The sequence below is a fragment of the Streptomyces sp. A2-16 genome, assembly GCF_018128905.1.
Classification (GTDB): Bacteria; Actinomycetota; Actinomycetes; order Streptomycetales; family Streptomycetaceae; genus Streptomyces.
In genome coordinates, this window is record NZ_CP063808.1 from 7,890,074 (window position 1) to 7,913,866 (window position 23,793).

Genomic DNA, 23,793 nt, shown 5'->3' on the forward strand with positions numbered 1-23,793 from the left:
CAGCGATCACCACGGGGAAACGGACGGGCCGGTCGCGCCGGCCCGTCCGGTCCCACAGGGCTACTTCTTGGACTTGGCCGCCTTGGGCGTCACCAGCCGGCTGCCACTCCAGTCCTTGCCCACGCTGACGCTCTTGGAGGCGGACAGGCCTGCCGTCGTCGCGGCTTCGGAGATGTCGCTCGGCTCCACGTAGCCGTCCCGGCCGGTCTTCGGCGTCAGCAACAGGATCGAGCCGCCCTCCTCGATGTACGTGGTGGCGTCCACCAGTACATCGGTCAGGTCGCCGTCCTCGTCACGGAACCAGAGCACCACGGCATCGGCGACGTCGTCGTAGTCCTCGTCCACAAGGTCGCTGCCGATGACTTGCTCGATGGCCTCGCGGAGTTCCTGGTCTACGTCGTCGTCGTAGCCGATCTCCTGGACCACCTGCTCGGGCTGGAACCCCAGCCTCACGGCAGGGCTCGTTTCCGCGTGGTCCGCGGTCGCGCTCACGGGTTGCCTCCTGATCTTGTCTTTGGGTATGTCTCAGCCACGCGCGTGCGCGAAGCATTGGCCGTAGTCCACACGGGCGGGGCGGATCGCGCAAGTACCCGGCGTTTCAGACCGCCGAAACGGTGACGTTCCGGAAGTGTCACCGCAACTACAGGCACATCATCGCGGTCGCCTCGTGACGCATGCCACACCTTTCTGCCCTCTTTGCGTGTTTGGGAACCATACCCGGGTGCGGGGCCCCGGGTTACCCCGGAGTAGAGATGACGTTTGGCCCCCCGAGGTACACGATGGGGAGCGGTGCAGACATACAGAAATACGGCCCTCTGACAGGTAAGGAACAGCGTGGCTTCCGGATCCGATCGCAACCCGATCATCATTGGCGGCCTTCCGAGTCAGGTTCCTGACTTCGATCCCGAGGAAACCCAGGAGTGGCTCGACTCCCTCGACGCCGCCGTGGACGAGCGCGGCCGGGAGCGGGCCCGCTATCTGATGCTGCGGCTCATCGAGCGGGCCCGCGAGAAGCGTGTGGCCGTGCCCGAGATGCGCAGCACGGACTACGTGAACACCATCCCGACCAGGGCTGAACCGTTCTTCCCGGGCAACGAGGAGATCGAGCGGAAGATCCTGAACGCCACCCGGTGGAACGCGGCCGTGATGGTCTCGCGCGCCCAGCGTCCCGGGATCGGTGTCGGCGGCCACATCGCCACCTTCGCCTCCTCCGCGTCCCTGTACGACGTCGGCTTCAACCACTTCTTCCGCGGCAAGGACGAGGGAGACGGCGGCGACCAGGTCTTCTTCCAGGGGCACGCCTCCCCCGGCATCTACGCGCGCGCGTTCCTGCTGGACCGGCTCAGCGAGGACAACCTCGACGCGTTCCGCCAGGAGAAGTCGAAGGCGCCGCACGGGCTGTCCTCGTACCCGCACCCGCGGCTGATGCCGGACTTCTGGGAGTTCCCGACCGTGTCGATGGGCCTCGGCCCGATCGGCGCGATCTACCAGGCCCGGATGAACCGCTACATGCACGCGCGCGGGATCGCGGACACGAGCAAGTCCCATGTGTGGGCGTTCCTCGGCGACGGCGAGATGGACGAGCCCGAGTCGCTCGGTCAGCTGACCATCGCCGCCCGTGAGGGCCTGGACAACCTGACCTTCGTCGTCAACTGCAACCTCCAGCGCCTCGACGGCCCGGTGCGCGGCAACGGCAAGGTCATCCAGGAGCTGGAGTCCGTCTTCCGGGGCGCCGGCTGGAACGTCATCAAGCTGATCTGGGACCGGACCTGGGACCCGCTGCTCGCGCAGGACCGCGACGGCATCCTCGTCAACCGGATGAACACCACCCCGGACGGCCAGTTCCAGACCTACGCGACCGAGTCCGGCTCCTACATCCGCGAGCACTTCTTCGGCGACGACCAGCGGCTGCGCGCGATGGTCGAGGGCATGACCGACGACCAGATCCTGCACCTGGGCCGCGGCGGTCACGACCACAGGAAGATCTACGCGGCGTTCAAGGCGGCCGTGGAGCACACGGGCCAGCCGACGGTCATCCTCGCCAAGACCGTCAAGGGCTGGACGCTGGGCCCGAACTTCGAGGGCCGCAACGCCACGCACCAGATGAAGAAGCTGACGGTCGACGACCTCAAGGGCTTCCGCGACCGGCTGCACCTGCCGATCTCCGACAAGGAGCTGGAGTCGGGCGCGCCGCCCTACTACCACCCGGGCCGGAACTCGGAGGAGATCCAGTACATGCACGACCGCCGACTCGGTCTCGGCGGTTACGTCCCCACGCGCGTGGTGCGCTCCAAGCCGCTCGCGCTGCCGGACGACAAGACGTACGCGACCGTGAAGAAGGGTTCCGGGCACCAGTCGATCGCCACGACGATGGCGTTCGTACGACTGCTCAAGGACCTGATGCGGGACAAGGAGCTCGGGCGGCGCTTCGTGCTGATCGCGCCGGACGAGTACCGCACCTTCGGCATGGACTCGTTCTTCCCGAGTGCGAAGATCTACAACCCGCTCGGCCAGCAGTACGAGTCGGTCGACCGGGAGCTGCTGCTCGCGTACAAGGAGTCGCCGACGGGGCAGATGCTGCACGACGGCATCTCGGAGGCGGGCTGCACGGCCTCGCTGATCGCGGCGGGTTCGGCGTACGCCACGCACGGCGAGCCGCTGATCCCGGTCTATGTCTTCTACTCGATGTTCGGTTTCCAGCGCACCGGCGACCAGTTCTGGCAGATGGCGGACCAGCTGGCGCGCGGTTTCGTCCTGGGTGCGACCGCGGGCCGCACGACTCTGACCGGTGAGGGTCTCCAGCACGCGGACGGCCACTCGCAGCTGCTCGCCTCGACCAACCCGGGCTGTGTGGCGTACGACCCGGCGTTCGGGTTCGAGATCGCGCACATCGTGCAGGACGGCCTGCGCCGGATGTACGGGCCGGACAGCGAGGACGTCTTCTACTACCTCACCGTCTACAACGAGCCCATCCAGCACCCGGCCGAGCCGGAGAACGTCGACGCCGAGGGCATCCTCAAGGGCGTCTACCGCTACTCCGAGGGCACCTCGGGCTCGATTCCGGCGCAGATCATGGCGTCGGGCGTGGCCGTGCCGTGGGCGGTCGAGGCGCAGAAGATCCTCGCCGAGGAGTGGAACGTCAAGGCGGACGTCTGGTCGGCGACCTCCTGGAACGAACTGCGGCGCGAGGCGGTGGCCTGCGAGGAGTACAACCTGCTGCACCCGGAGGAGGAGCAGCGGGTGCCGTACGTGACGCGGAAGCTGACCGGTTCGCAGGGTCCGTTCGTGGCCGTGTCCGACTGGATGCGGGCGGTTCCGGACCAGATCGCGCGGTGGGTGCCGGGCACCTACCAGTCGCTGGGCGCCGACGGGTTCGGCTTCGCCGACACCCGGGGGGCCGCACGGCGGTTCTTCCACATCGACGCGCAGTCGATCGTGGTGGGCGTGCTGACGGAGCTGGCGCGGGAGGGGAAGGTGGACCGCTCGGTGCTGAAGCAGGCGATCGACCGGTACCAGTTGCTGGACGTCTCGGCTGCCGACCCTGGTGCGGCCGGGGGCGACGCGTAGTCGTGTCGCCGCGGGCCGGGGACTGATCGCGCGGTCCCCGCGCCCCCTGGGGGTCGGAAGGGCGGTGGCTTTGTGGCTCACCGCCCTTCACTGTTTCCTTACGATGCGGGCATGGAAGAACAGTCGGCGCAGGGCCGTTGGGAACAGCGCACCCAGCGGCCCCTTCTGGCGCTCGCGGTGTTGTTCGCCATCGCCTATGCCGTGCCGATCGTGGACACCTCGGCGGGGCATTCGCTGACAGCGGCGTGCACGGTGGTCGAGTGGGTGGTGTGGGGGGTCTTCGCGGTGGACTACCTCATGCGGCTGTCGCTCTCGCAGGATCGCCGTGGATTCGTACGGCAGCACTGGCTGGACCTGTGCGCCGTGGTGCTGCCCCTCATACAGCCCCTCCGTCTGCTGCGGCTGGTCTCCACGCTGCTGCTGGTGGGGCGGCGGGCGCGGATGGCCTCGCAGATCCGGGTGACGACGTATGTCGGCGGGGCGGTCGTCGGGCTGCTGATGTTCGGCTCGCTGGCCGTGCTCTCGGTGGAACGGGACTCGCCGGACGGGAACATCCGGACGCTGGGTGACGCGGTGTGGTGGTCCTTCACGACCATGACGACGGTCGGCTACGGCGACCACGCCCCGACCACCGGCCTGGGCCGCATGATCGCGGTCGGGCTGATGCTCTCCGGCATCGCCCTCCTCGGTGTCGTCACCGCGAACATCGCCGCCTGGTTCATCGAGCGCTTCGAGAAGGACGACGTCGAGGAACGCCAGCAGACGGAGGCGATCCAGGCCCTGACAGAGGAAGTCCGAGCCCTGCGAGCAGAGGTGGCGGCCCTGCGCAGGACGTCCGTCGGGGGGTAGACCCGCCCGCGGCTCGACCAGAAGCCGACCGTCGGCAGACACGAGGCGGGCCCCCGGTCGTCCCACCGGGGGCCCTTCCCTCACGCGCCCCGGGTCAGAACAGACCGCTGCCCGGGGTGGCCGCCCCGGCGATCCAGATGATCGCCAGAAGCGTGTCGATGGCGCCCAGAACGAAGGCGACCAGAGCCGGCCAGGCGCGGTTGCCGCCGCCCGACCACGTACGGCCCATGGCAAGCCAACCGCAGACGATCGCGACAGGGCCCAGAATGATTCCCAGCACGAAGAAACCGGCGATCGCGCAGATACCGACCCCTCTGGGGGACACCCCCAGACCCCCGGCGATGATTCCGAGCGTCGCGCGGTCCGGCCCGGTCCGTGACCCCGTCGTCGCCAGACACGAGGCGGGCCCCCGGTCGTCCCACCGGGGGCCCTTCCCTCACGCGCCCCGGGTCAGAACAGACCGCTGCCCGGGGTGGCCGCCCCGGCGATCCAGATGATCGCCAGAAGCGTGTCGATGGCGCCCAGGACGAAGGCGACCAGGGCCGGCCAGGCGCGGTTGCCGCCGCCCGACCACGTACGGCCCATGGCAAGCCAACCGCAGACGATCGCGACAGGGCCCAGGATGATGCCCAGTACGAAGAAACCGGCGATCGCGCAGATGACTCCGATGATTCCGAGCGTCGCGCGGTCCGGCCCGGTCCGTGACCCCGTCCGGCCACGTGATCGGGGGTATTTGCGCGTTCCCTGTCCGAAGCTCGCCATCATCAACTCCCTGACACCCTTGGTTGGTTGGGTCCGTCTCGGGTTCAACGATGCGAGTACCCCGGTATTCGCCGTCAATTCTCCGGCCTTGCGGCGCGCCGCCCCCCTCCGGCAGCGCGCCGCAGCGCCGTCCGCCCCCCGCATCGCACGAACGTGCCGTGCGGAGGGCATGACTTACTGTGACCTGCGGCGCGTACCGAGGGCGAGAAATCTTTAGCCTCTTCACCCTGATAGGCGAAGAACGCTGAAGTCCCGTCAGATGTGGCCGACGCCCGCGCCCGCCTCCGCGTTCTCCCCGCGCTTGGTGAGCAGGGCGACGAGAACGGCGAACGCCGCAACCCCCGCGGCGACGAGGGACGCGAGGCTCATCCCGGAGATGAACGTGTCGTGGGCGACGCCGGCGATCTTCGCCGCGATCTCCGGCGGAGTCCCCTTGGCGACCGGGGGCACGCCCACCTGCACCGCCTCCGACGCCTGGTCCAGCTGAGCCGGCGTCAGCGCCGGCAGCCCCGCGTCCTTCCAGTTGGCCGCGAGGTCGCCGTCCACCTTGGAGGCCATCACGGCGCCGAGGACGGCCGTACCGAGGCTGCCGCCGATCTGCATCGCGGCCTGCTGGAGACCGCCGGCCACCCCGGAGAGCTCCATGGGCGCGTTGCCCACGATGACCTCGGTGGCGCCGACCATGACCGGTGCGAGGCCGAGGCCGAGCAGGGCGAACCACAGCGACATGACGGCACTGCCGGTGTCCGTCTCCAGCGTCGACATCCCGAACATGGCGATCGCGACGGACGCCATGCCGCCGGCCAGCGGGATGCGCGGGCCCAGCTTGGTGATCAGCACACCCGCGAGCGGGGAGCCGACGATCATCATCCCGGTCAGCGGGAGCAGGTGGAGACCGGCGTCGATCGGGCTCATGCCGTGCACGTTCTGGAGGTAGAAGGTCACGAAGAACAGACCGCCCATGAACGCGATCGCCATGAGGACCATGAGGACCACACCCGCCGACAGCGCCACCGAGCGGAACAGCGCGAGCGGGATCAGCGGCTCCTTGACCTTCGTCTCCCAGAAGGCGAACAGCGCGAAGCCCACGAGGGAGGCGAGGACGAAGGTCCACGTCAGCCCGTCGCCCCAGCCCCAGGTCGGGGCCTTGATGAGCGCCCACACCAGGCAGAACATGGCGGCGGACAGCAGGGCTATGCCCAGGATGTCGAAGGAGCGCGGGGCGTTCTCGGCGCGGTGGTCGAGGAGGATCAGCACACCGAGGACGAGGGCGAGGACACCCACCGGCACGTTGATGAAGAACACCGACTGCCAGTTGACGTGCTCGACGAGGACACCGCCGAGGATCGGGCCGCCGGCGGTGGAGGCGCCGATGACCATGCCCCAGATGCCGATGGCCATGTTGAGCTTCTCGGCCGGGAAGGTGGCCCGCAGCAGACCGAGCGCGGCGGGCATCAGCAGGGCGCCGAACAGGCCCTGCAGCACGCGGAAGGTGACGACCGCGGCGATGCTGCTGGACAGTCCGATCGCACCCGAGGCGGCGGCGAAGCCGACGACACCGATCAGGAAGGTCTGGCGGTGGCCGAAGCGGTCACCCAGCTTGCCCGCGGTGATCAGGGCGACCGCCAGCGCGAGGAAGTAGCCGTTGGTGATCCACTGGACGTCCGCGAAGCTCGCCTTGAGGTCGGCCTGGATGGCCGGGTTGGCGATGGCCACGATGGTGCCGTCCAGGGCCACCATCATGACGCCGACAGCCACGGTCAGGAGGGTGAGCCACGGGTGGCCGCGCAGCCCGGAGGCGGGTGCCTGATCCGACGGGGACGGTGACGCCCCGTCCCCCGGCCCCGTCTTGTCGAGGGTGGTCTGACTAGTCATGTGTTCGAGGCTAGTGACAGCCGCTGACAATTGACAAACCAATTCACAAGTCGGTAACTGACACCAATGGAAACTCTGCGAGAGCGCAAGAAGCACCGCACCCGTGAGGCACTGCTGCGGGTGGCGATCGAGTTGTTCACCACCCGGGGCTACGAGCGGACGACCGTCGACGACATCGCCGACTCCGTCGGGGTCTCGCAGCGCACCTTCTTCCGCTACTTCGCCGGCAAGGAGGACGCGGCGCTCGCGCTCGACGAGATGACGGTGGCGCACTTCGTCGAGGGCGTACGGGCGCGCCCGCCGCACGAGGTCCCGCTGGAGGCGCTGCGCCAGGCCGTCCTCCAGGGCTGGGACACACTGCACGAGGTCGTCGAGTCCGTGGTGCCGGTGGAGCGGTTCCTCGCGATGTACCGGGTGATCGAGTCGACCCCCGTGCTGCTCGCCGCCCACCTGCGGCGCTCCGCGGAGGTCGAGGAGGTGCTCGCGCGCGTGCTCGCCGAACGCGAGGGCCTCGACGCGGCCACCGACCCGCGCCCCAGGCTGCTGGTGGCCGTCTTCAGCGGGGTGATGCGGGTGACGGAACGCCAGTGGCTGTCCGAGGGGGAGTTCAGTCTGGAGGCGATGCGCGAGCTGACGGCCTCCCACCTCGAACTGCTGGGTCCGGAGCTCACGGGCAAGTGGCCGCGGTACACCAAAACGTGATCCCCGTCACTGGATTAACCCGAGACCGTCCCGTTCTCCTAGTGTGTCCTTTCAGTGACTTCCTTCGACACCTCCCCGCAACTCAACGTCTGGCGCGCACTGCTCGCGCTGGCCGTCGTGTTCGTGATGCTGGCGACCACCGGCTGGACCGCCCTGCGCAACCAGAGGGAGGCCACGCCGCTGCAGGCCTCGCTCGAGTCCTGGTCGCACGGCCGCCTCCACGGACACCGGCTGCCGGACCCGGACACCGCCCCCGACCGGCTCACGCGATTCTTCGCCGCTCTCACCTCCCAGGAGCGCGTCCGCCTCGCCCAGCGCTACCCGCTCGCGGTCGGCAACATGAACGGCGCCCCCGTCGGACTGCGCTACCAGGCCAACCGCCTCGCGCTGCTCCAGGCCCGTGCCGTCGAGCGCACCCGCATGCACGATCCCCGGCTCACGCCGGCCGGGCAGCAGGAGGCGGGCCGCCGTATGCACCGCTTCGAGTCGCTGACGGCACCGGAGCGCCACATCCTCGCCTTCGACCCCGACGGGTCCGGCCGGATCGCCGAGGTCTTCGGTGATCTCGGCACGGCGCAGCGGATCTCCGTCGTCGTGCCCGGCGTCGACACCGACGTGCTCACCTTCCAGCGCACCAAGCGCAGTTACTCCGCGCCCGTCGGCATGGCCAAGGCCCTCTACAAGGCGGAGCGCACCGCGAGCCCGTCCACGCGTACCGCGGTGATCGCCTGGGCCGACTACACGGCCCCCGCCGGACTCGGCATCGACTCGGCCACCGCGATGCGCGCCGAGAACGGCGCCGTACGACTGAACGCACTGGTGCGGGCGCTGCCCGGCACCTCACCTGTCTCCCTGTTCTGCCACAGCTACGGCTCCGTGGTGTGCGGGGTGGCCGCGCACGCGCTGCCCGGCCGGGTGGCCGACATCGCGGTGGCCGGCAGCCCGGGGATGCGGGTCGCCAACGCCTCCCATCTGCGCACCACCGCGCGTGTGTGGGCGATGCGGGACGCCGACGACTGGATTCAGGACGTGCCGTACCTGGAGGTCGGCGGGCTCGGCCACGGCGCCGACCCGGTCTCCGCCGCGTTCGGCGCGCGCGTGCTGTCCGCACGGGGTGCCGACGGGCACGCCGGTTACTTCGAGCCCGGAACGGAGAGCCTGTTCAACTTCGCCGAGATCGGCATTGGCGCATACCGCTCGGTGCACTGCGCCCACGAGGACGAAGCCTGCCGCGCCGGTTTGTCCGGCACGGACACGGCCGGACGCGCGTAGAGACTGCAGGAACTGCGGTCTGCGCGAGGAGGGGACGAAGGAGCTCGTGCCGCATACGATGACCCGCATGGGTGACGTACTGGCCGGATTTCATGCCGCCTGGGAGTTCGAGTCCGACTCCGTGCTCATCCGCTACGAACGGGGGATTCGCACACCGAAGCTCTTCCAGGCGCTGGGGGAACGACGGATCCCCCTGGAGGCGATCTCCGGGGTGACGCTGACTCCCGGCAAGCGGGGCACGGTGGTGCTGCACGCCGAGCCGCGGCCGGGGGCGGATCCGCTCATGGAGGCGGCGGCGGGGCAGCTGAAGGGCGGGTGCGATCCGTACCGGCTGGTGCTTCCGGCCGACAAGGAGACGCTCGCCGAGTACTACGCGGACGAGCTGCGCGCGCTCCTGAAGCAGGACGAGGAGCCGGCGGAACGTTTCCTGGTTCCGGCGCCCGAAGTGCCGCTGCAGTTCAAGGCGTACGACGGGAAGGCGTCCTTCGACGGCCGTACCGTTCACTTCCGGTGGTTCTGGACGGGGGCGTCCTCGGCGAAGTGGAAGGCCGGCGACCAGAGTTTCCCGGTGTCCGAGCTGACGGGTGTGGAGTGGCGGTCGCCGGAGGTGTTCGAGGGGCATCTGCGGCTGCTCGGCGGAGAGCCGGGGCCGGTGCAGGCCGACCAGGATCCGGCGGCGGTGGTGTTCGGGCTGGGGTACGGACCCGTGCACGAGTCCCTGCCGTTCGCGGCGGCGGTCCTGGCGGCGGTGCGGCAGCGGGGGCCCGCGGTGGCGATCCCGGCGCCGAGCACCCCGCGCCGGGACCCCGCGGACATCGCGGAACGGATTCGCCATCTCGGGGAGCTGCATCAGGCCGGGCTGGTGACCGACGAGGAGTTCTCCGTGAAGAAGGCGGAGTTGCTGGCGGAGCTCTAGCTCATTCCCGGCCCGCCGACGAGAACCGCATGTCCGCGTAGCGATCGCCTGCCACCTGGCCCGCTATCGGCTCCAGGAGCTCCAGTTCCTCCTTCGTGAGCTCGATCCTCGTCGCCGCCGCGTTCTCCTCCACCCGGGTCGGCTTGCGGGTGCCGGGGATCGGGACGACCGGGAGGCCGTGGACCTCGGACTGCTGCTGGACCCAGGCCAGGGCTATCTGACCGGTCGAGGCGTCGTGGGCCGAGGCGATCCGACGGATCGGGGCGAGGAGGGCCGCGTTCGCCGTGGCGTTGTCGCCGGTGAAGCGGGGCTGGTGGCGGCGGAAGTCGTCGGCGGTGAGGTCCGTGTCGGCGTTGGTGAAGGAGCCGGTGAGGAAGCCGCGGCCGAGCGGGGAGTACGGGACGAGGGTGACGCCGAGTTCACGGGCGGCCGGGACCACCTGGGCCTCGATGTCCCGGCTGAACAGGGACCACTCGGACTGGACGGCGGCGATGGGGTGGACGGCCTGTGCGGCCCGCAGCTCGGCGGCGGTGACCTCGCTCAGGCCCAGGTGCTTGACCTTGCCCTCGCGCACCAGCTCGGCCATGGTGGCGACGGTCTCCTCGATCGGCACGTTCACATCGCGCCGGTGCATGTAGTAGAGGTCGATCGTGTCGACGTCCAGGCGCTTCAGGCTCGCCTCGACGGCCTGGCGGATGTACGGCGGGTCGTTGCGGATGATCCGCCGGGTCGGGTCGTCCGGGGGTATCGCCAGGGCGAACTTGGTGGCGATCACGACCTCGTCGCGGTGGGCCTTGAAGAACGGGGACAGGAACTTCTCGTTCTCCCCGTTGCCGTAGGCGTCCGCGGTGTCGTACAGCGTGATGCCGAGCTCCAGGGCCCGCTCCAGGGTGGCCCGGGACTCCTTCGCGTCCGTGGGGCCGTACGCGAAGCTCATGCCCATGCAGCCGAGTCCCTGGACGCCGACCTCCGGGCCTGTCCCGCCCAGTCGTGCGGTGGGGATGCTGCTGTCGGTCATCCTGCTTTCTCCTTCTCCCAGTCAGTGCGCTCGGCCTCGGCGTAGAAGCTGATCTTGTGGTCGAGCACGGCGAGCGTGTCCTGGAGCTCCGCGATCCGGGTCAGTACGTCCCGGCGGGTCGCCTCCAGGAGCTTGAAGCGGTCCCCGAAGGTGTGGTCGCCCTCCCGCACCAGCTCCGCGTAGCGCACCATGTCGGCGACCGGCATGCCGGTGAGCCGGAGCTTGCCGACGAAGTCGAGCCAGTCGAGATCGCGGTTGCTGTAGCGGCGCTGGCCGGTGTGCGAGCGGTCGATGTGCGGCATCAGGCCGATGCGCTCGTACCAGCGCAGAGTGTGCGCGGTCAGCCCGGTGAAGGCGACGACCTCGCTGATCGTGTAGCTGTCCTGTCCCGCCGGTCGCCGGTGGGGGTGCGGCGGGGCGGCGCAGCTGTCGGTCCTGGTACCCGTGGTCTCCATCACCGTCATGGCCCCACGCTATGGCCTTGGAGTGCACTCCAAGCAAGGGCGACCGGTAAGAAATCGGCAGGACGCGCCACAGGCGCGATCGCTAGCGTGCGGCTCATGAGTCTCGTACGCCGTGCCACGACCGAGGACGCCGAAGAAGTGCTGCGTCTGCGCCAGGTGATGATCGACGCCCTGCCCGGCGGGGACGGGACCACAGCGTGGCACACGGAGGCGCTGCCGTCACTGCGGAGGAAGCTCGGCGAGGCGGACGGGGACTTCGCGGCCTTCGTCGTCGACCACCCGGACCGGCCGGGGGCGCTGGGCGCGCTGGTGGCGGGGACGGTCGACTACCGGATCGGGAAGGCGGGCAATCCGCACGGGCTGGCCGGGTACGTCTTCAGCGTCGCCACCGACCCGCAGGCGCGTCGGCGCGGGTACGCGCGTGCGTGCATGGACGAACTGCTGGCGTGGTTCCGCGAGCGGGGCGCGGGGCAGGTTATGTTGACCGCGTCCCCGGAGGCCGAGCCGCTGTACGTCTCGCTCGGGTTCGTGCACAAGCCGGACCCCACGATGATTCTGAAGCTGTGAGCGGCTTACTCTCGACGGCATGTCGTTGCAGAGCCTCGCATTGATCGAGAACTGGCCGGTTCCCACCGCCGCGGCGGGGGTGGTGCGGGCCGACGGCACGGTCCTCGGCACCCACGGACCGGTGTCCCACCGCTTCCCGCTGGCGTCGGTCACCAAGCCGCTCGCCGCGTACGCCGTGCTGGTCGCGTACGAGGAGGGGGCGATCGAGCTCGACGAGCCGGCCGGGCCGAGCGGATCGACGGTGCGGCACCTGCTCGCGCACACCTCGGGGCTGGCCTTCGACGAGCACCGGGTGACGGCTGCCCCCGGGGAGCGGCGCCTGTACTCCAACGCCGGTTTCGAGCAGCTCGGCGACCATGTCGCCAAGGCGACGGACATCCCGTTCGCGGAGTATCTGCGGCAGGCGGTGCTGGAGCCGCTGGGCATGACGTCGACGTCCCTGGAGGGCTCCCCCGCGAAGGACGGGGTGTCGACGGTCGAGGACCTGCTCCGGTTCGCGGCGGAGGCGCAGGCGCCGCGGCTGCTGGACCCGCGCACGGTCGCGGAGGCGATGACGGTCCAGTACCCGGGCACGAAGGGCGTGCTCCCCGGCTACGGCCACCAGAACCCCAACGACTGGGGCCTGGGCTTCGAGATCCGCGACTCCAAGTCCCCCCACTGGACGGGCTCCTCGTCGTCCGCCCGCACCTTCGGGCACTTCGGCCAGTCCGGCACGTTCCTGTGGATCGACCCCGAGGCGCGGGCGGCCTGCGTGGCGCTGACGGACCGCGCGTTCGGCCCCTGGGCGGTCGAAGTGTGGCCGGCCTTCACCGACGCCGTGCTCGCCGGCCTCTAGGACATCTCCCACAGCAGCAGCTCGGCCCCGGTCACCGCCACCGCGTCCAGTTCCTTCGCGTCGGTGACCCGGGCCGCGTCACCAGGCCCCAACTCCGCGCCGTCCAGCCGTACTTCGCCGCGCACGACATGGACGTACAGGTACCGCCCGTCCGGCACCGCGGTCCGCTCCCCCGCGGCCAGCCGCCGCACATGGAGCATCGCGCCCGCCTCCGGGATCGCGTACGGCGTCGAGTCGGCGATCCCGCGGACGATCTCGTACGACGGCTCGCCGCCCGGTTCCAGGGGCGCCAGCCAGGTCTGCACGAAGGTCAGCGGGGTGTCGGCGTCGTTGCGCTCGACGTGCCGCACGCCCGCGGCGGCGCTGAGCCGCTGCACGTCGCCGGCGCGTACGACCGTCTCGTGCCCGGTGGAGTCCCGGTGCGTGAGCTCGCCCTCGACCACCCAGGTCACGATCTCGGTGTGGCTGTGCGGATGCTCGTCGAAGCCGGCGCCGGGCAGCAGCCGCTCCTCGTTGCAGGCGATCAGCGCGCCGAACCGGAGGTTGTCGGGGTCGTAGTGCGGCCCGAACGAGAAGGCGTGCCACGACTCGATCCCGGTCCCGGGGTCCCCACCTGGGTAGCGCTCCAGTGCGCGCCGCACGTCCGTCACGGGACCACGGTAGCCCCGGGTGGTCAGCCGGTGGTGTCGCAGTCGGGACCCGGCGGCGCGCACTGACGTCCGGATAAGGCAGTCTTGTCCACGTGCCCGAACCCGAACTCCGCAAGTCAGATCCCGGCGCGCCCGGCGCCCACGCCCATGCCGCGACCCTGAAGCGGCTGGTGAAGTCGTCGGGGTCGCTCGCGCAGCAGGCCATCGCGCGCATGGACGAGACGCTGCCGTGGTACCGGGCCATGCCCCCGGAGAACCGTTCCTGGATCGGGCTGGTCGCCCAGGCCGGTATCGCGGCCTTCACCGAGTGGTTCCGGCATCCGGACGCCCCGCAGGCCATCTCCACCGACGTGTTCGGAACCGCTCCGCGTGAACTGACCCGGGCCATCACGCTGCGCCAGACCGTGGAGATGGTGCGCACCACCATCGAGGTCATGGAGAGCGCGATCGACGAGGTCGCCGCTCCCGGTGACGAGTCCGTGCTGCGTGAGGCCCTGCTCGTCTACGCCCGCGAGATCGCCTTCGCGACCGCCCAGGTCTACGCCCAGGCCGCCGAGGCACGCGGTGCCTGGGACGCCCGGCTGGAGTCGCTGGTCGTGAACGCCGTGCTGAGCGGGGAGGCCGACGAGGGGGCCGTGAGCCGGGCCGCCGCGCTGGGCTGGAACGCCCCGGAGCACGTGTGCGTGGTCCTCGGCACCGCTCCCGACGGTGACTCGGAGCTGACCGTCGAGGCCATCCGGCGGGCCGCCCGGCACGCCAAGCTCCAGGTGCTGACCGGGGTGCTCGGTGCACGGCTCGTCGTCATCGCGGGCGGCAGCGACAACCCCCTCGCCGTGGCCAAGTCGCTGATCGGGCCCTATGCGGCCGGACCCGTGGTCGCCGGGCCCGTCGTACCCGATCTGCTCGCCGCGACCCGGTCCGCGCAGGCGGCGGCCGCCGGGCTCAGGGCGTGTTCCGCCTGGCAGGACGCGCCGCGCCCGGTCCTGGCGGACGACCTGCTTCCGGAACGCGCGATGGCCGGTGATCCCAATGCGCGCGATCAGTTGGTGGAGGAGATCTACAGACCACTGGAGGAGGCCGGTTCCGCGCTCCTGGAGACGCTCTCCGTCTACCTCGAACAGGCGTCCAGTCTGGAGGGTGCGGCCCGGATGCTCTTCGTGCATCCCAACACCGTGCGCTACCGGCTTCGACGTGTGACTGACGTCACCGGTTGGTCGCCCTCCGATGTACGTTCGGCGTTCACCCTGCGGATCGCGCTCATCCTGGGGCGTCTGGCCGACGGAGATCCCCAGCCCTAGGCTTTTGTCGGGGGCCCACAAAACCCCCTCATGTTCTTCGTCCCTGTCCCCACGGGCGGCTAGGGCCGCCCTCAAGAGAGAGTGTGAGAGTGCTCGTACTCGTCGCTCCCGGCCAGGGCGCCCAGACGCCCGGCTTCCTGACTCCCTGGCTCGAACTCCCCGGTGCCGCGGACCGCGTCGCCGCGTGGTCCGACGCCATCGGACTGGACCTCGCCCACTACGGCACACAGGCCGACGCGGACGCCATCCGCGACACCTCGGTGGCCCAGCCGCTGCTGGTGGCGGCCGGAATCCTGTCCGCCTCGGCACTCGGTGCCGTCACCGACATCGCCCCCGGCGCGGTCGCCGGGCACAGCGTCGGCGAGATCACCGCCGCCGCCTTCGCGGGCGTCCTGGACGACGCCGCCGCCCTCACCCTCGTACGCAAGCGGGGTCTGGCCATGGCCGACGCCGCCGCGATCACCGAGACCGGCATGTCGGCGCTGCTCGGCGGCGACCCCGAGGTCTCCGTCGCGCACCTGGAGAAGCTGGGCCTGACCCCGGCGAACGTCAACGGCGCGGGCCAGATCGTCGCGGCGGGCACGCTGGAACAGCTCGCCGCGCTCAACGACGACAAGCCCGAGGGCGTCCGCAAGGTCGTCCCGCTGAAGGTCGCCGGCGCCTTCCACACGCACCACATGGCCCCCGCGGTCGACGCGCTGGCCAAGGCCGCCGCCGATCTGACGCCGGCCGACCCGACGGTCACGTACGTCTCCAACAAGGACGGGCAGACCGTCGCGACCGGCGCCGAGGTGCTGGAGCGGCTGGTCGGCCAGGTCGCCAACCCGGTCCGCTGGGACCTGTGCATGGAGACCTTCAAGGAGCTCGGCGCCACCGCGTTCATCGAGGTCTGCCCCGGCGGCACGCTGGTCGGCCTCGCCAAGCGCGCACTGCCCGGCGTCAAGACGCTGGCGCTCAAGACCCCCGACGACCTCGACGCTGCTCGCGAGCTCATCGCCGAGCACGGTGCCTGAGAAGGAGCACGAGAGCATGTCGAAGATCAAGCCGAGCAAGGGCGCCCCGTACGCGCGCATCCTCGGGGTCGGCGGCTACCGCCCGACCCGGGTCGTGCCGAACGAGGTGATCCTCGAGACGATCGACTCGTCCGACGAGTGGATCCGCTCGCGCTCCGGCATCCAGACCCGGCACTGGGCGAACGACGAGGAGACCGTCGCCGCGATGTCGATCGAGGCGTCCGGCAAGGCGATCGCCGACGCCGGGATCTCCGCCGAGCAGATCGGCGGCGTGATCGTCTCGACCGTCTCGCACTTCAAGCAGACCCCGGCCGTGGCGACCGAGATCGCCGACAAGCTGGGCACGAACAAGGCCGCCGCCTTCGACATCTCGGCGGGCTGCGCGGGCTTCGGCTACGGCCTCACCCTCGCCAAGGGCATGATCGTCGAGGGCTCGGCGGAGTACGTCCTCGTCATCGGGGTGGAGCGGCTCTCGGACCTCACCGACCTGGAGGACCGGGCCACCGCCTTCCTGTTCGGCGACGGCGCGGGCGCGGTCGTCGTCGGCCCCGCCACGGAGCCGGCGATCGGCCCCACGGTCTGGGGCTCCGAGGGCGACAAGTCCGAGACGATCAAGCAGACCGTGGCGTGGAACGAGTACGACAGCTCCACGGACAAGTTCCCTGCGATCACGCAGGAGGGCCAGGCGGTGTTCCGCTGGGCCGTGTTCGAGATGGCGAAGGTCGCCCAGCAGGCGCTGGACGCGGCCGGGATCACCCCGGACGACCTGGACGTCTTCATTCCCCACCAGGCCAACGAGCGGATCATCGACTCGATGGTGAAGACGCTGAAGCTGCCGGAGCACGTCACGGTCGCGCGTGACGTGCGCACCACCGGCAACACCTCGGCCGCCTCGATCCCGCTCGCGATGGAGCGGCTTCTGGCGACCGGTGAGGCGAAGAGCGGCGACACCGCGCTCGTCATCGGATTCGGGGCGGGTCTCGTCTACGCCGCCACTGTCGTTACCCTCCCCTAGGCACTCCGTGCCGGATCACTCGGTCCGGTGCGGGAAGCACTGCCAACCCTCTGGATAAGAAAACGAAGGAGCGCCAACATGGCCGCCACTCAGGAAGAGATCGTCGCCGGTCTCGCCGACATCGTGAACGAGATCGCCGGCATCCCGGTTGAGGACGTCCAGCTGGACAAGTCCTTCACCGACGACCTGGACGTCGACTCGCTGTCCATGGTCGAGGTCGTCGTCGCCGCCGAAGAGCGCTTCGACGTCAAGATCCCGGACGACGACGTCAAGAACCTCAAGACGGTCGGCGACGCGACCGACTACATCCTCAAGCACCAGGCCTGAGTCCACCGGGTTCCGTCAGGAGCCCCCAGGCCGGACGTGCCCGGCCCCGCCACCCGGCGGTGGCGCCGCTTAATCCTCGTACTGTTGGAGAAAGATTTCCCGTGAGCCCGACCAATCGCACCGTGGTCGTCACCGGTATCGGCGCAACCACACCGCTGGGTGGCGACGCAGCCTCTACCTGGGAGGGTCTGGTCGCCGGCAAGTCCGGCGTCAAGCCCCTGGAGCAGGAATGGGCCGCTGACCAGGCGGTCCGCATCGCCGCGCAGATCGCGGTGGAACCGACCGAGGTCATTCCCCGGCCGCAGGCCCGGCGTCTGGACCGCTCGGCGCAGTTCGCGCTGGTCGCGGCCAAGGAAGCCTGGGCCGACGCCGGTTTCGAGGGCAAGGCCGGCGAGGACGGCTCGGTCGGCGAGGTCGACCCGGACCGTCTCGGCGCCGTCATCGCCTCCGGCATCGGCGGTGTCACGACCCTGCTCGACCAGTACGACGTGCTCAAGGAGAAGGGCGTCCGCCGCGTCTCCCCGCACACCGTGCCGATGCTGATGCCCAACAGCCCCTCCGCCAACGTGGGTCTGCTCGTCGGCGCCCGCGCCGGTGTGCACACCCCGGTCTCCGCCTGCGCCTCGGGCGCCGAGGCCATCGGCTACGCCATCGAGATGATCCGTACCGGCCGCGCCGACGTCGTCGTCGCCGGTGGCACGGAGGCGGCGATCCACCCGCTGCCCATCGCCGCGTTCGGCAACATGATGGCGATGTCCAAGAACAACGAGAACCCCGAGGGCGCCTCGCGTCCCTACGACGTGGCCCGCGACGGCTTCGTCCTCGGCGAGGGTGCCGGTGTCGTCGTCCTGGAGTCCGCCGAGCACGCCGCCAAGCGCGGTGCGCGGGTGTACGCCGAGGCCGTCGGGCAGGGCATCTCCGCCGACGCCCACGACATCGTGCAGCCGGAGCCGGAGGGCCGCGGCATCTCGCACGCCCTGCAGAACCTGCTGGACCGCACCGACCTGAACCCGGCGGAGATCGTGCACGTCAACGCGCACGCCACGTCGACCCCGGCCGGTGACATCGCCGAGCTCAAGGCGCTGCGCAAGGTCTTCGGCGACGACACGGACCACATGGCCGTGTCCGCCACCAAGTCGATGACGGGTCACCTGCTGGGTGGTGCCGGTGGTGTGGAGACGGTCGCCACCGTCCTCGCCCTGTACCACCGGGTGGCTCCGCCGACCATCAACGTCGAGAACCTCGACCCGGAGGCGGAGGCCAACGCCGACGTCGTCCGCGGCGAGGCCCGCAAGCTGCCCGTGGAGGGCCGTATCGCCGCGCTGAACGACTCGTTCGGCTTCGGCGGGCACAACGTCGTACTGGCCTTCCGTACGGTCTGAGAATCGTCTGTACGCAACTGAGGGGCCCCCACCGGTCGGTGGGGGCCCCTCATGTGTACGGAGAGCTCAGACGACCTGGTGCAGCCAGCGGACCGGGGCGCCCTCGCCGGCGTACCTGAACGGCTCCAGCTCGTCGTCCCACGGCTTGCCGAGGAGTTTCGCGAGCTCCGCCTCCAGGTCCGTCTCGCCGCGCTGTGAGCGGGTCAGGGCCGCCCGCAGACGGTCCTCCGGGATCAGGATGTCGCCGTGGATGCCGGTGACGGCGTGGAAGATGCCGAGTTCCGGTGTGCAGCTGTAGCGCTCGCCCTCGGCGGTGGGGCAGGGCTCGGCCGTGACCTCGAAGCGCAGCAGGTGCCAGCCTCTGAGCGCGGAGGCGAGCTTGGAGGCCGTGCCCACCTCGCCCTTCCAGGAGAACTCCGAGCGCCAGGTGCCCGGGGCGGCCGGCTGCCGGATCCAGTCGAGGTTGACGCGCGTGCCGAGCACCCCGGCGATCGCCCACTCGACGTGCGGGCACAGCGCGCGCGGCGCGGAGTGCACGTACAGAACTCCACGTGTCGTCACCGGGACCTCCGGGCAGAGCGGGACAAGTCTTGCTGGCTGGTGTGGCGGCGATGGCAGGCAGCCACGTTGATGGCGAGGCTACCGTGCGGCGGCGCAAGGAGTGTGACGTACCGTCGGTCCCGATGCCCCGAAACGCCCGCCATTCACCCGGCAGGACGCTAGTACGGGTGCCGATCGTTCCCTCGGGGCCACCGGGAACTCTCGTGCGTTGTTATGAGAGGACCACCATTTCACGAGGGGAACACCACGGATGCGGAAGCAGGGCCACCGCTCGCGGGCCGTCGTCGCCGTCCTGACGGCGGCTCTGGTGGGCGCAGCCGGCTGTGACGCCGTGGGGGGCGACTCGGCGGCGCCGACCCAGAAGCCCAAGCCCTCGCCCAGGGCCACATCGGCGTGGAACAGCAAGCCCGGGTCGATCGCCGCGGTCGGCGACTCCATCACCCGCGGTTTCGACGCCTGCGGGATCCTCAAGGACTGCCCCGACGTCTCCTGGGCCACCGGCGGCAGCACCCAGGTCGACTCGCTCGCCGTACGGCTGCTGGGGCGGGCGAGGGCGGCGGAGCGCAGCTGGAACTACGCGGTGTCCGGGGCGCGGATGGCCGACCTGTCCGCGCAGATGACACAAGCGGCCTCGCACACACCGGCGCTGGTCACGGTGATGGTGGGCGCCAACGACGCCTGCCGTGACTCCACGGCGGCGATGACCTCGGTGTCCGACTTCCGGGCCGGCTTCGAGGACGCGCTGAGCGTGCTGCACAGGAAGGCGCCCAAGGCGCAGGTGTACGTGGCGAGCGTGCCCAACCTCAAGCGGCTGTGGTCCGAGGGCCGTACCAATGCGCTGGGCAAGCAGGTGTGGAAGCTGGGCGTGTGCCCGTCGATGCTGGCCGACCCGGACTCCCTGGACGCGGCGGCGACCGAGCGGCGGGACACCGTGCAGGAGCGGGTGGAGGCCTACAACTCCGTGCTGAAGCAGGTGTGCGCCCAGGAGGAGCGGTGCCGGTACGACGGGGGCGCGGTGTACGCCTACCGGTTCGGCACCGACCAGCTCAGTCACTGGGACTGGTTCCATCCGAGTGTGAACGGACAGGCGCGGCTGGCGGAGATCGCATACCGCAAGGTCAGGTCCGTGACCTAAAGTTCCGCACATGAACGAACTCTTCGCCACACTTTCCGACGGCACCCCGGTTCACCGCTGGACCCTGGAGCGCGCGGGTGTCCGCGTGCGGATCCTGTCGTACGGCGGGATCGTGCAGTCGGTGGAGATCCCGGACCGGGACGGGCGGACCGCGGACGTGGTGCTGGGGTTCCCCGGGCTGGACGGGTACCTGGAGCACCCCGGTCCCTATCTGGGCGCCTTCATCGGGCGGTACGCGAACCGGATCGCGGGCGGCCGTTTCGAGCTGGACGGGCTGACGTACGCGCTGGCGCCCAACAACGCGCCCAACTCCCTGCACGGCGGCGACCACGGCTTCGACAAGCGGGTGTGGGACATGGAGCCCGCCGGTGCCCACGGGGTGCGGCTGAGCCGGGTCAGCCCGCACGGCGAGGAGGGCTTTCCGGGGCGTCTCGAGGTCTCGGGGACGTACAGCCTCGACGAGTCGGGTGCGCTGCGGATCTCGTACGAGGCGGTCACCGACGCGCCGACCGTCGTCAACCTGACCAACCACAGCTACTTCAACCTGGCCGGTTCCGGGAACGCGGGCGGGCACGAACTGCGGATCGACGCCTCCCGGTTCACCCCGGTCGACGCGGACCTGATCCCGACGGGAGTCGAGGAGGTCGCGGACACCCGGTTCGACTTCCGTCAGGGGCGCAAGGTCGGCGCGGGCTACGACCACAACTTCGTGCTCGACAAGGGGATCACCGAGGAGGCCGTCCAGGTCGCCGAGTTGTACGACCCCGCGTCCGGGCGGGTGCTGACGGTGGCGACCACCGAGCCGGGGCTCCAGCTGTACACCGCGGACCATCTGCCCGAGCCCTTCGCCCCGGGCGACGGCATCGCGCTGGAGACCCAGCACTTCCCCGACTCCCCCAACCGGCCGGAGTTCCCGAGCACGGTCCTGCGGCCGGGCAAGGTGTACCGCTCGGAGACGGTGTACGGCTTCGGCACGCGGTAGGAACGCACGAGCCCCGGCCCAGGGGTCAGGTCCCGGGCCGGGGCTGCTCATGGGAGGGCTCTGCCCCCTGGGATCAGACGTTAATCGTCACGGTGACCCGGCGGTCCCCGATCGAGCGCCCCACCTGGAGTTCGTACGAACCCTTCACATACGACCACGACGAGGACTTCTCGTCCCAGATCTCGAAGGCCCGGCGCGGGATCTCCACGGTGACCTCGACGCTCTCGCCGGGTCCGGCCTCCACCCCCGCGAATCCCGCGAGCCGGCGGGCCGGGCGCTCGGCGTCGGGTTCGGCGGGCGCCAGGTAGACCTGGACGACCTCGCGGCCCGCGCGATCACCGGAGTTGCGCAGCCGGACCCGGACGGTGGTGCCCCGGACCTCGACGGACTCGTAGGTCCAGTCGGTGTAGCCGAGGCCGTGGCCGAAGGGGTAGGCCGGGGTGCGGCCCTCCTTCTCCCAGGCCGTGTACCCGATGAAGACGCCCTCGTCGTAAGGGAGTTCGCCGTTCTCGGGGGTGACCCGGGTGACCGGGGCGTCGGCCAGGGTGCCCCAGGTGGTGGGGAGCCGGCCGCCGGGCTCGTGGGCGCCGGTGAGCACGTCGGCGAGGGCCGCGCCGCCCTCCTGGCCGGGGAACCAGCCGAGCAGGACGGCGGCGACGTCCTCGCGCCAGGGCAGCTCCACCGGGGAGCCGGAGTTGACGACCACGACCGTGTTCGGGTTGGCGGCGGCGACCGCCCGGACCAGTTCGTCCTGGCGGCCCGGCAGTGCGAGGTCCTTGCGGTCGTAGCCCTCGGACTCGACGCGCTCGGTGGTGGCGACCACGACGACGGCGGTGTCGGCGGCGCGGGCGGCCTCGACGGCCTCGGCGATCAGTTCGTCGGGGTCGCGCCGGGGGTCCTGGTGGGCGAGGGTGAAGGTGATGACCTTCATCGGGGCGTCCTCGGGGAGGACGACGGCGTGGGTCAGCGAGACCTCGACCGGCTCGCCCGCGGTCAGTTCGACCTGGGCGCGGGGCTCGGGGGCGCCGAAGAAGGTGACGAAGGGGTCGTCCTCATCGGTGCGCTGGACGTCGTCGTAGTACGTCGTGCCGTCGACGGCCAGCCTGAACGCGCCCAGTCCCTTGATGCCGAAGGTGTGCGTGCCGCTCTCGCGCGGGATGAGGGTGCCGGTCACCTCCACGGTGTGCAGGCGGTCGTGGGTGACGCCTTCGGGCAGGTCCGAACCCATCCACTGGATGTGGCCGTTGGGCACCGAGGCCGTGCCGATGACCTCCCCGGCCGTGTCCCGGCAGACCGCCGTGAGGTCGAACCCCTTGTCCGCGACGGCGAGTTCGGTGTTGGGGTCGGCGCCGACGGCGTAGCTGAGGGTGCCCTCGGGGAGGGCGGCGGTGAGGCCGTCGAGCGGGGAGACGATCCGGTCCGGGAAGACGGTGGCGGAGCCGCCGCCGAGGACCCGGGCGTCGCGGGCGGCGGCGCCGATGAGGGCGACGGTGCCCTGCCGCAGGGGCAACGCCCCCTGGTTGCGGACCAGCACGAAGGCGCGGCGGGCGATCTCTCGGGCCAGCGCCTCGCCGTCGACGGGCGGGGGCAGTTCGGTGACGGCCGGCTCGGCGCCGTCCAGGATGCCGACGCGGGCGGCGAGCCGCAGCACATTGCGCACGGCCGTGTCCACCGCGCTCTCCTCGACCTCGCCGTCCCTGACCGCCCGGGCGAGGGCCTCGCCGTAGACGGTCGTCGGGCCGGGCATGGCGACGTCGAGGCCGCCCTCGATGGCGGCCTTGGTGGAGCGGGCGGCCATCCAGTCGGAGACGTTGTAGCCGTCGAAGCCCCATTCGCCGCGCAGGACTTCGTTGACCAGGTGGTGGTGCTCGGTCATGGTCGTGCCGTTGACCGTGTTGTACGCGGTCATGATGCCCCACGGGTGGGCGTTCTCGACGATGTGCTCGAAGGGCGCCAGATACAGCTCGCGCAGGGCGCGTTCGGAGACCAGGTTGTTCACCGTGAAGCGGTCGGTCTCGGCGTCGTTGGCGACGAAGTGCTTGACGGTGGTGCCGACTCCGCCCTCCTGTACGCCGGTGACGTACCCGGCGCCGATCCGTCCCGTCAGGTACGGGTCCTCGCTGTAGGCCTCGAAGTGGCGGCCGCCGAGCGGGGACCGGTGGAGGTTGACGGTGGGGGCGAGCAGGACGTGGACGCCCTTGCGGCGGGCTTCCTGGGCGAGCAGCACGCCTGCGCGGCGGGCGAGGGCGGGGTCCCAGGTGGCGGCCAGCGCGGTCGGGGAGGGCAGGGCGATCGACGGGTCGTCGGCGCTCCAGCGCACGCCCCGGACGCCGATCGGGCCGTCGGACATGACGAGGGAGGCCAGGCCGATCTCGGGGAGCGCGGGCAGGGTCCACATGTCCTGGCCGGCGAGGAGCCTCGCCTTGGCCTCGACGTCGAGCCCGGCGAGCGCCGCCTCGACGGCCGCCTCGCGAGCCCGGTCGGCGGGGGTGGTGCCCTGGGGTCCCTCGGGTGCCGCCATGGCGGTGCCTCCTCGTTGACGTCCGTGCGGTCCTCTCATCGTGCATCCGTTGCCTGGTGAGCGGTAGGTTTCGTTATCTTGC

General features: G+C 70.5%; 23 protein-coding genes. 14 read left to right on the forward strand and 9 right to left on the reverse strand.

Going from position 1 to position 23,793, the window contains the following annotated elements; translation table 11 throughout:
* Positions 1 to 60: 60 nt before the first annotated feature.
* On the reverse strand, positions 61 to 492 hold the full coding sequence (locus IOD14_RS35425; RefSeq protein WP_020116104.1) for a DUF3052 domain-containing protein: 432 nt from the start codon (positions 490 to 492) through the stop codon (positions 61 to 63).
* Between the two features lie 342 nt (positions 493 to 834).
* Here IOD14_RS35425 and aceE point away from each other — a divergent pair, with 342 nt between their 5' ends.
* Positions 835 to 3,567, forward strand: a complete 2,733-nt coding sequence (aceE, locus tag IOD14_RS35430) for a pyruvate dehydrogenase (acetyl-transferring), homodimeric type (protein WP_212672457.1) — start codon at positions 835 to 837, stop codon at positions 3,565 to 3,567.
* A gap of 111 nt (positions 3,568 to 3,678) precedes the next feature.
* Complete coding sequence (locus tag IOD14_RS35435; RefSeq protein WP_212672458.1) at positions 3,679 to 4,416, forward strand: potassium channel family protein; 738 nt, start codon at positions 3,679 to 3,681, stop codon at positions 4,414 to 4,416.
* Between the two features lie 94 nt (positions 4,417 to 4,510).
* Here IOD14_RS35435 and IOD14_RS35440 read toward each other — a convergent pair whose 3' ends face one another.
* From IOD14_RS35440 to IOD14_RS35450, 3 genes are all read right to left on the reverse strand, one after another.
* Positions 4,511 to 4,810: a small hydrophobic protein gene (locus tag IOD14_RS35440; protein WP_123988869.1), complete on the reverse strand. Its 300-nt coding sequence runs from the start codon at positions 4,808 to 4,810 to the stop codon at positions 4,511 to 4,513.
* 56 nt (positions 4,811 to 4,866) lie between these two features.
* A complete protein-coding gene (locus IOD14_RS35445) occupies positions 4,867 to 5,181 on the reverse strand; it encodes a small hydrophobic protein (protein ID WP_123988870.1) in 315 nt (104 codons plus the stop codon).
* Between the two features lie 252 nt (positions 5,182 to 5,433).
* Positions 5,434 to 7,053, reverse strand: coding sequence for an MFS transporter (locus IOD14_RS35450; RefSeq protein ID WP_123988871.1), 1,620 nt, complete (start codon positions 7,051 to 7,053; stop codon positions 5,434 to 5,436).
* A gap of 66 nt (positions 7,054 to 7,119) precedes the next feature.
* Between IOD14_RS35450 and IOD14_RS35455 the strand changes: the two genes are divergently transcribed.
* Genes IOD14_RS35455 through IOD14_RS35465 form a run of 3 tightly spaced genes read left to right on the forward strand, consistent with a single transcriptional unit; the run spans position 7,120 to position 9,943 of the window.
* Positions 7,120 to 7,755 carry a TetR family transcriptional regulator gene (locus tag IOD14_RS35455; protein WP_212672459.1) on the forward strand — a complete coding sequence of 212 codons (636 nt, stop codon included), beginning with the start codon at positions 7,120 to 7,122 and terminating at the stop codon, positions 7,753 to 7,755.
* A 54-nt stretch (positions 7,756 to 7,809) separates the two neighbouring features.
* Positions 7,810 to 9,027, forward strand: a complete 1,218-nt coding sequence (locus IOD14_RS35460; protein ID WP_123988873.1) for an alpha/beta hydrolase — start codon at positions 7,810 to 7,812, stop codon at positions 9,025 to 9,027.
* A 58-nt stretch (positions 9,028 to 9,085) separates the two neighbouring features.
* Positions 9,086 to 9,943, forward strand: coding sequence for a DUF4429 domain-containing protein (locus tag IOD14_RS35465; RefSeq protein WP_212673460.1), 858 nt, complete (start codon positions 9,086 to 9,088; stop codon positions 9,941 to 9,943).
* Position 9,944: 1 nt separating this feature from the next.
* On the opposite strand, the gene IOD14_RS35470 is transcribed toward IOD14_RS35465, so the two are convergent.
* Together IOD14_RS35470 and IOD14_RS35475 are read right to left on the reverse strand one after the other, a co-directional pair.
* Entirely contained in the window at positions 9,945 to 10,961 is a 1,017-nt protein-coding gene (locus IOD14_RS35470; RefSeq protein WP_212672460.1) for an aldo/keto reductase, read from the reverse strand.
* Positions 10,958 to 11,425: a MerR family transcriptional regulator gene (locus IOD14_RS35475; RefSeq protein ID WP_123988875.1), complete on the reverse strand. Its 468-nt coding sequence runs from the start codon at positions 11,423 to 11,425 to the stop codon at positions 10,958 to 10,960. Before IOD14_RS35475 ends, IOD14_RS35470 begins: the two co-directional genes overlap by 4 nt.
* A 96-nt stretch (positions 11,426 to 11,521) precedes the next feature.
* Here IOD14_RS35475 and IOD14_RS35480 point away from each other — a divergent pair, with 96 nt between their 5' ends.
* Positions 11,522 to 11,992: an N-acetyltransferase gene (locus tag IOD14_RS35480; protein WP_123988876.1), complete on the forward strand. Its 471-nt coding sequence runs from the start codon at positions 11,522 to 11,524 to the stop codon at positions 11,990 to 11,992.
* Between the two features lie 19 nt (positions 11,993 to 12,011).
* Entirely contained in the window at positions 12,012 to 12,827 is an 816-nt protein-coding gene (locus IOD14_RS35485) for a serine hydrolase domain-containing protein (protein ID WP_212672461.1), read from the forward strand.
* On the opposite strand, the gene IOD14_RS35490 is transcribed toward IOD14_RS35485, so the two are convergent.
* Positions 12,824 to 13,477 carry a pirin family protein gene (locus IOD14_RS35490; RefSeq protein ID WP_123988878.1) on the reverse strand — a complete coding sequence of 218 codons (654 nt, stop codon included), beginning with the start codon at positions 13,475 to 13,477 and terminating at the stop codon, positions 12,824 to 12,826. The two genes, IOD14_RS35485 and IOD14_RS35490, sit on opposite strands and share 4 nt — an antisense overlap.
* A gap of 92 nt (positions 13,478 to 13,569) precedes the next feature.
* Here IOD14_RS35490 and IOD14_RS35495 point away from each other — a divergent pair, with 92 nt between their 5' ends.
* The 5 genes from IOD14_RS35495 to fabF all read left to right on the forward strand — a co-directional run bounded on the left by IOD14_RS35495 (position 13,570) and on the right by fabF (position 18,512).
* Positions 13,570 to 14,775 (forward strand): helix-turn-helix domain-containing protein, encoded by a 1,206-nt coding sequence (locus IOD14_RS35495; protein ID WP_123988879.1) that lies wholly within the window; start codon positions 13,570 to 13,572, stop codon positions 14,773 to 14,775.
* Positions 14,776 to 14,864: 89 nt separating this feature from the next.
* Entirely contained in the window at positions 14,865 to 15,788 is a 924-nt protein-coding gene (locus IOD14_RS35500; protein ID WP_123988880.1) for an ACP S-malonyltransferase, read from the forward strand.
* A gap of 16 nt (positions 15,789 to 15,804) precedes the next feature.
* On the forward strand, positions 15,805 to 16,803 hold the full coding sequence (locus IOD14_RS35505; RefSeq protein WP_123988881.1) for a ketoacyl-ACP synthase III: 999 nt from the start codon (positions 15,805 to 15,807) through the stop codon (positions 16,801 to 16,803).
* 78 nt (positions 16,804 to 16,881) lie between these two features.
* Complete coding sequence (locus tag IOD14_RS35510; protein WP_007381745.1) at positions 16,882 to 17,130, forward strand: acyl carrier protein; 249 nt, start codon at positions 16,882 to 16,884, stop codon at positions 17,128 to 17,130.
* A gap of 101 nt (positions 17,131 to 17,231) precedes the next feature.
* Positions 17,232 to 18,512 carry a beta-ketoacyl-ACP synthase II gene (gene fabF, locus IOD14_RS35515; RefSeq protein WP_123988882.1) on the forward strand — a complete coding sequence of 427 codons (1,281 nt, stop codon included), beginning with the start codon at positions 17,232 to 17,234 and terminating at the stop codon, positions 18,510 to 18,512.
* Between the two features lie 66 nt (positions 18,513 to 18,578).
* On the opposite strand, the gene IOD14_RS35520 is transcribed toward fabF, so the two are convergent.
* Positions 18,579 to 19,073 carry a DUF3145 domain-containing protein gene (locus tag IOD14_RS35520; RefSeq protein ID WP_123988883.1) on the reverse strand — a complete coding sequence of 165 codons (495 nt, stop codon included), beginning with the start codon at positions 19,071 to 19,073 and terminating at the stop codon, positions 18,579 to 18,581.
* Between the two features lie 250 nt (positions 19,074 to 19,323).
* On the opposite strand from IOD14_RS35520, the gene IOD14_RS35525 reads away from it, so the two are divergent.
* The gene (locus tag IOD14_RS35525) at positions 19,324 to 20,208 is read left to right on the forward strand and encodes an SGNH/GDSL hydrolase family protein (RefSeq protein ID WP_123988884.1); all 885 of its coding nucleotides are present in this window, start codon (positions 19,324 to 19,326) and stop codon (positions 20,206 to 20,208) included.
* A gap of 10 nt (positions 20,209 to 20,218) precedes the next feature.
* Entirely contained in the window at positions 20,219 to 21,190 is a 972-nt protein-coding gene (locus IOD14_RS35530; protein ID WP_212672462.1) for an aldose epimerase family protein, read from the forward strand.
* 73 nt (positions 21,191 to 21,263) lie between these two features.
* On the opposite strand, the gene IOD14_RS35535 is transcribed toward IOD14_RS35530, so the two are convergent.
* Positions 21,264 to 23,711 (reverse strand): glycoside hydrolase family 3 C-terminal domain-containing protein, encoded by a 2,448-nt coding sequence (locus tag IOD14_RS35535; RefSeq protein WP_212672463.1) that lies wholly within the window; start codon positions 23,709 to 23,711, stop codon positions 21,264 to 21,266.
* Positions 23,712 to 23,793 lie beyond the last annotated feature (82 nt).